Source organism: Desulfosporosinus lacus DSM 15449, from assembly GCF_900129935.1.
GTDB lineage: Bacteria > Bacillota > Desulfitobacteriia > Desulfitobacteriales > Desulfitobacteriaceae > Desulfosporosinus > Desulfosporosinus lacus.
This window is the reverse complement of sequence record NZ_FQXJ01000003.1, coordinates 848156-854155: the sequence shown is the minus strand read 5'-3', so window position 1 is coordinate 854155 and position 6000 is coordinate 848156. Positions and strand designations below refer to the sequence as shown.

The following is a 6000-nucleotide window of genomic DNA, read 5'->3' as shown; positions in this document are numbered from 1 at the left end:
ACCCAAGAGGGTCGCGTCCACACGCAGCGACGCCTCTGCGTGAGTCGTAGCCAAACTCGGCTTTAATCCGCTTTCATCCAGCAGGGCGGAAAACAGGGACGTTTCCCGCCGGCCATGCGACACGGTCCCTTCTCGCCATCCTGCAAGAAGGCTAATTCGTGCGAAGACAGTGTCTTCGGGCTACAGGGACACTTGGCCATCCATGGCCTGCGGACGTCGCACTGGCCGGGAACCCTGCTCTCATGCATCCGGATTAAAGCCCTAGTTTGGCACGACGAGCGCACGGTCGAGCAAGTGTTGACGCGACCCTCCCACGACCAGCAAGTATAACTCAACTCTCCTTCGACGTTCCCAAGGCCCCTGCGACCCGCGCCTCTACCTCCCACTCCATATCGTCCAATTAATCGCATCCAGCAACGCCTGAGCACTGGCCCTCAAAATATTCTTAGAAACCCCGATGGTCCCCCACACTTCATTCCCCAGGCGAGTATCTATTATTACACGCACGATAGCTTCCGTTCCGTGGGAACCGTCCAGCACCCTAACCTTATAGTTCACTAACTCGCTTTCCCCTAAGATGGGGAAGAACTTGGCCAAGGCCTGCCTCAAAGCTGTGTCCAGTGCATTGACCGGGCCGTTTCCTTCTGAGGCAATTTGTACGGTTTCCTCACCCACTTTAACCTTGACTACGGCGACGGAATCAAGTTCTCCTCGCAGAGGATCACTCCAAACATGATAATCTAAGACTTCAAACATAGGAGTACTTAACTTCCCAAGTGTCCGTAAAAGTAATAGATCCAGACTCCCTTCCGCAGCCTCAAATTGGAATCCACTATGCTCTAACTCCTTGATCTCATTCATGGCAATCTCAACTCGCGGATCGTCCTTCTGCATTTCAGGCTCGAAGCGACGCAGGCGTTCCAGGATATTAGCTTTCCCAGCTTGGTCAGAAATTAAAATACGTCGTTCGTTTCCGACTTCAGCCGGATCCATGTGTTCAAAGGTTCGTTGGTTTTTCAGTATGGCATCCACGTGCATTCCTGCTTTATGGGCAAAGGCACTTCGCCCCACAAAGGGCTGTTTCTCATCAAAAGGTGCATTCGTAAGCTCAGCAACATAACGTGAGAAGGAGGTGATCTTTAATAAAGCCGCATCCGAAACCACATCATAGTCCCCTTTGAGCTGTAACAACGGAATAAGAGTACTTAAATTAGCATTGCCACACCGTTCTCCAAATCCATTCCAAGTTCCTTGAATTTGAGTTACCCCAGCTTCCACTGCCATCAGTGAATTGGCAACAGCAAGGCCTCGATCATTGTGGACATGAATGCCCAGCTCTTGGGGGGGAAAATCCTTCTTGACTGCTTGAACCCCAAGACTGATTTCCCCCGGCAGGCTTCCTCCGTTTGTATCACATAAAACAATGGTCTTCGCCCCACCATCAAGTGCGGCAGAAATACACTTTAAGGCATAATCAGGGTTTTCCTTAAAGCCGTCAAAGAAGTGCTCTGCGTCAAAAAAGACGTCTCGTCCCTGCTGAAGCAAAAAGGAAACTGACTCTCGAATGATGCGCAGATTTTCCTCCAAAGTTGTCCGTAAAACGTCCCGAACATGTAAATCCCAGGTTTTTCCGAAGATCGCAATGGTCTTGGCCCCTGAAGCCAGAAGTTTAAGCAGGATCTCACTCTTTTCGGGAGACTCCATAACCTTGCATGTACTGCCAAAGGCCACAATACTTGTCAGCGGGGATTGTAAGTTCCGGCATTGCTGGAAAAACTCATCATCCCGCGGGTTAGCACCGGGCCATCCTGCTTCCACATAAAGATTTCCCATATCCTCGATTCGTTTTATATAACTAAGTTTATCCTGGGTGGAAAAATGAATTCCTTCCCCCTGAGCACCATCTCTCAAGGTTGTATCATAAATTGTAATTTTTCTTTTCGTCTGATCTTGATTCATTGTTCTCCCCCTCTATTTCTCCGGCACAACGCGGCTATAAAGAATAATACTCAAAAGCCCCATAACGAGTTCCTAAGAACTTGCCACGGGGCTTTTTTCCCACACGGTGTAGCTGGTATCTTTCCAACCTGTATCGCTCGGTCCAGACCCTTTCAGCGGAACCCTAGATACACTTCTTATTGTGCTATTATACGACAGGTGCACGTTGATATACAACAGTACAGTTAATTAATAACACCTTTGTCCGCAGACATTAAAGGTCAATACTTCAAGGTTTACCGCCAGGTCAACATTACGCAGTTCAATCTCCGGAGGAACATTTAATACCACAGGGGCAAAATTCAGTATGGCAGCCACTCCGGCGTTAATTAATTGGTCAACGATTTCTTGCGCAAACTCTGAAGGTACAGCTACAATTCCGATTTGGGTACGATTTTGCCTTACGACAGTTTCTAGCTGGTCAATCGGCAGAACTTCCACGCCTTCAACAACGGTTCCGACCTTTTTGGGATCTGCGTCAAAAATACTTGTGATGATAAAGCCACGGTCTCTGAACCCTTTATATGTACTCAACGCCAGGCCTAAGTTTCCGACCCCAACCAAGGTTACACTCCAATCAGCACTTAACCCAAGAATCCGCATAATATGTTGGCGGAGATCTTTAACATTATAACCAACGCCTCTTGTTCCAAACTCCCCAAAGTAGGCTAAGTCTTTCCGCACTTGTGCAGGACTAACGCCGACTCCATCAGCAATTTCCCCCGAGGATGTGGTTATAATTCCTTTGCGATCGACGTCAGTTAAATGACGCGAATAAACTGAAAGCCGAATAATTGTTGCCTCTGGAATTTTTAGCGTTTTCAATAAGTTCCCCCATTTCTCACTGGAATTTTGCCTAATTGCGTATGTTAATTATAGCACTATCAAGGAAAAACGCAATTTGAATCTTTGATCTTTTTACCATTAACTTAAATATATGGATGCCCCTTTACCTATTATTTACCAGAAAACTTATTAATAACCCTCTGATACTCAAAAAAAAGTGATAAACCGGCAGCTTCTTGCTCTTCCGGTGTGGTTTTTTTCCGTATTTGGTTATATAACTGATGAAGGCCTTCTAAGTCTTTGGGCGGATGTTCACCGGCTTGAGTCGTCCATAGTTGCTCTTCCTTAGCCAGCAGTTGCCCATTAAACCCTTTTTCAAGGATTGAATTAACATTTTTTAATAGTTCTGCCGTCAATTGAGCGCCATTTCCAGCGACACGAAAGGACCGTTCAGGCAGCTGAATTTGTTTGGGAATCGTCGAAAAACCCTTTTCCTCTAAGAGTTGCCGTAATTCCTTAAGCTCATTGGCAGAATGGCTCAAACCAATTCCTACCATCCAAGGATTAGCGCTTATTATCTCAGCCTTAAATCCCATCACCGTTAGTTGGTCTTTGAGCAACTGAGCATTATGTTCTTGTTGAAAAAGCCCCGCTTGACAGGTCCAAAAGGTTACTGCCGGTAAGTCTAGTATTGTTTCTTGATTGGTTTTATCAAGAGTTTGGTCATTTTTTACGCTTACCGTATGTTCACGACTTGATTGACCTATGAGCTCCAAATAAATTTTGCCGATTCCCCAAGTCAATAAAGCTAAGGCCATAATTCCTAAAATCAAGACTAGGATAACTCGCAACTGATCCACAATCTTCATTTCTATTCCCCTTCCCTTGCTGCATAAAGGACAACTTCTCTAGGGGAAGATATGTAGCAGATAGCGGAAATAGACCGTCTCTACAAAACTCGGGGCCGTAAAGAAACTTAAGATTTTTTAGGCTGGTGGTGCGTTATCCCCAAAATAGAGGGCTGTACACCTTCGAAGTGGTGAACAGTCCTCTATTATATCAGGGGATTACAAATAGAGTGGGGATGTAATAAACCGGAAAACAAGTTTCGTTACATCCCCCTAATGGACAAATGTGAGAGAAGATATACTTTTTAGAGATAAAACAAAGGTCTTGGTACAACGACCAAAACCTTTGTGTCTACTCACCGTTTTTAATAATTAGAAAGTCATATTTATAATCTATCAATAATATCTTTATAGAGCTTAATCTCTTAAAGGACCTTGGAAAGTATGTAGTAACAAAGAGCTGCAAGGAGTGAGGTTGTCGGAATTGTCACAACCCAAGCTACAAGCATTTGTTGCGCCACGCCCCAGCGGACTGCAGAAACTCGTTTGGCACTTCCAACCCCCATGATAGAACCGGAAACTACATGAGTGGTAGAAACCGGGAGGTGAAGACCCGGGAGTACAGTTGCTGTCCAAATAACGATTGAGGAAGTCAAATCTGCGGCAAATCCATTGATGGGCTCCAGCTTAAAGATCTTTCCGCCCATGGTACGGATGATTTTCCATCCACCGGCAGCAGTTCCGCCGGCCATTGCCAAAGCACAAGCGAATTTTACCCAAAGTGGGGGGGCAAGAACTGATTGTGACTGCAACCCTGCCGCAATAAGAGCCATGGTGATAATCCCCATGGATTTCTGAGCGTCATTAGACCCGTGGTTAAAAGCCAGCAAACCGGCAGAGACAATCTGCATCTTTTTAAAGCCGTGATTTAGTTTGGACGGTGAAAAATTCGCAAAAAAATAAGCTAATGCCTTCATAATAATAAAACCTAATACTATCCCGACGATGGGGGAAATGATCAGGGCCGCCAGAATCTTTCCTAAGCCTTGCCACTGCAATACGCTAAATCCTACCTTGGCAACAGCTGCTCCGGCCATTCCACCAATCAGAGCATGGGAGGAGCTGCTTGGAATCCCAAAATACCAGGTAAGCAGGTTCCAGGCAATGGCACTTAACAAAGCTGCAATAACTACTTCTTGTGTCACATACTTAGGGGACACAATATCTTTGGCAATTGTTTGGGCAACTCCGGTGCTATAGAGAGCTCCAATAAGATTTAAAGTGGCTGCGAGCATTACCGCTCGTTTTGGAGAAAGAGCCCTTGTGGAAACACTCGTAGCAATAGCATTGGCTGTATCATGAAATCCATTGATGTAGTCAAAAGCCAAGGCTAAAAATACTACGATGACTAACATCACACCCACACTAGTCATATTTTAAGACCACGCTTTTGAGAAGATCTGCGATGGACTCACAGTGATCTAGGGTTGATTCAATATGTTCCAGGATTTCCTTCCATTTAATGATCTCAATAGGGTCTTTTTCATATTCGAATAAACGGGCTACTTCTTCGCGATAGAGTTTATCCCCCGCACTTTCTAAGTGATAAATCTCTTCGGCGGCAGCTAAAATATTGGATTTCTTGGAATGCAGGTTCCCTAAGAAAGAGAAGGCTGACTGAATTTGCTGTGCTGCCAATTCTACTAAGTGGACAAGTTCCAGGGCACCCAATGAAGGTTTGCCTGTACGATAGAGAAGCATTCTTTCCACTGTACCTTCAGCATAGTCGACGATATCATCAAGAACTTGAGCCAACTTGTAGATATCTTCCCGATCCAGCGGGGTTATAAAGGTGCAATTCAGACGTTCTAAGATTTGAGTAGTGACGTTGTCCGCTTCGTTTTCGAACCGATGCATTTGAGCAGCATCTTCGGTAGAAACGCAATCTTGTTGCATAATACCATAAAGTCTTTTAAGTGATTTAGTGATAATTTCAGTACTTTCCGAAAAAAGCGCAAAAAATTTATCCTCTTTAGGAGACAACTTAAACATAAAATACCCCCAGCCTCAAATTCTCAAAGCACCCTGAAATCTGCGCAGTTTAAAAGTCGGAATTTCATTGTTTTTCAACAAAACTGTGTCTATCTTTCGACAGTAAGCTCATCCCACGGAGTATTATATCAAATACTAAAACTTTTGTGTTAAGTTTATGTTAAGTTTTTAACAAAGGATTAACCTAGCGTATATTTCCCATGACGAAGCCGCTCATCTAAGCATAAGCGGCTCTAAGACTCCTGCCTGAATTCAGCCCTTCAGGTGGAGTTGAAACTCCACTAAGTAACTCTACTCTGAAAAACGCCTAAAAAAC

Annotated in this window: 5 protein-coding genes; all 5 read right to left on the bottom strand. The window is 44.8% G+C overall.

Annotated features, from left to right (window positions below; translation table 11 throughout):
* Positions 1-375: 375 nt before the first annotated feature.
* Positions 376-1959, bottom strand: a complete 1584-nt coding sequence (gene cimA / locus BUB11_RS04025; protein WP_073028037.1) for a citramalate synthase — start codon at positions 1957-1959, stop codon at positions 376-378.
* A 228-nt stretch (positions 1960-2187) separates the two neighbouring features.
* The gene (locus BUB11_RS04020; RefSeq protein ID WP_073028035.1) at positions 2188-2823 is read right to left on the bottom strand and encodes a redox-sensing transcriptional repressor Rex; all 636 of its coding nucleotides are present in this window, start codon (positions 2821-2823) and stop codon (positions 2188-2190) included.
* A 131-nt stretch (positions 2824-2954) separates the two neighbouring features.
* Positions 2955-3653, bottom strand: a complete 699-nt coding sequence (locus BUB11_RS04015) for an SPOR domain-containing protein (protein WP_073028034.1) — start codon at positions 3651-3653, stop codon at positions 2955-2957.
* 404 nt (positions 3654-4057) lie between these two features.
* Positions 4058-5065: an inorganic phosphate transporter gene (locus tag BUB11_RS04010; protein ID WP_073028032.1), complete on the bottom strand. Its 1008-nt coding sequence runs from the start codon at positions 5063-5065 to the stop codon at positions 4058-4060.
* On the bottom strand, positions 5058-5684 hold the full coding sequence (locus BUB11_RS04005) for a DUF47 domain-containing protein (RefSeq protein ID WP_073028030.1): 627 nt from the start codon (positions 5682-5684) through the stop codon (positions 5058-5060). Before BUB11_RS04005 ends, BUB11_RS04010 begins: the two co-directional genes overlap by 8 nt.
* Positions 5685-6000 lie beyond the last annotated feature (316 nt).

Coding starts and splice junctions, on each gene's coding strand:
- cimA (WP_073028037.1), bottom strand. CDS start 1,959: ATGAATCAAGATCAGACGAAAAGAAAAATTACAATTTATGATACAACC.
- BUB11_RS04015 (WP_073028034.1), bottom strand. CDS start 3,653: ATGAAGATTGTGGATCAGTTGCGAGTTATCCTAGTCTTGATTTTAGGA.
- BUB11_RS04010 (WP_073028032.1), bottom strand. CDS start 5,065: ATGACTAGTGTGGGTGTGATGTTAGTCATCGTAGTATTTTTAGCCTTG.
- BUB11_RS04005 (WP_073028030.1), bottom strand. CDS start 5,684: ATGTTTAAGTTGTCTCCTAAAGAGGATAAATTTTTTGCGCTTTTTTCG.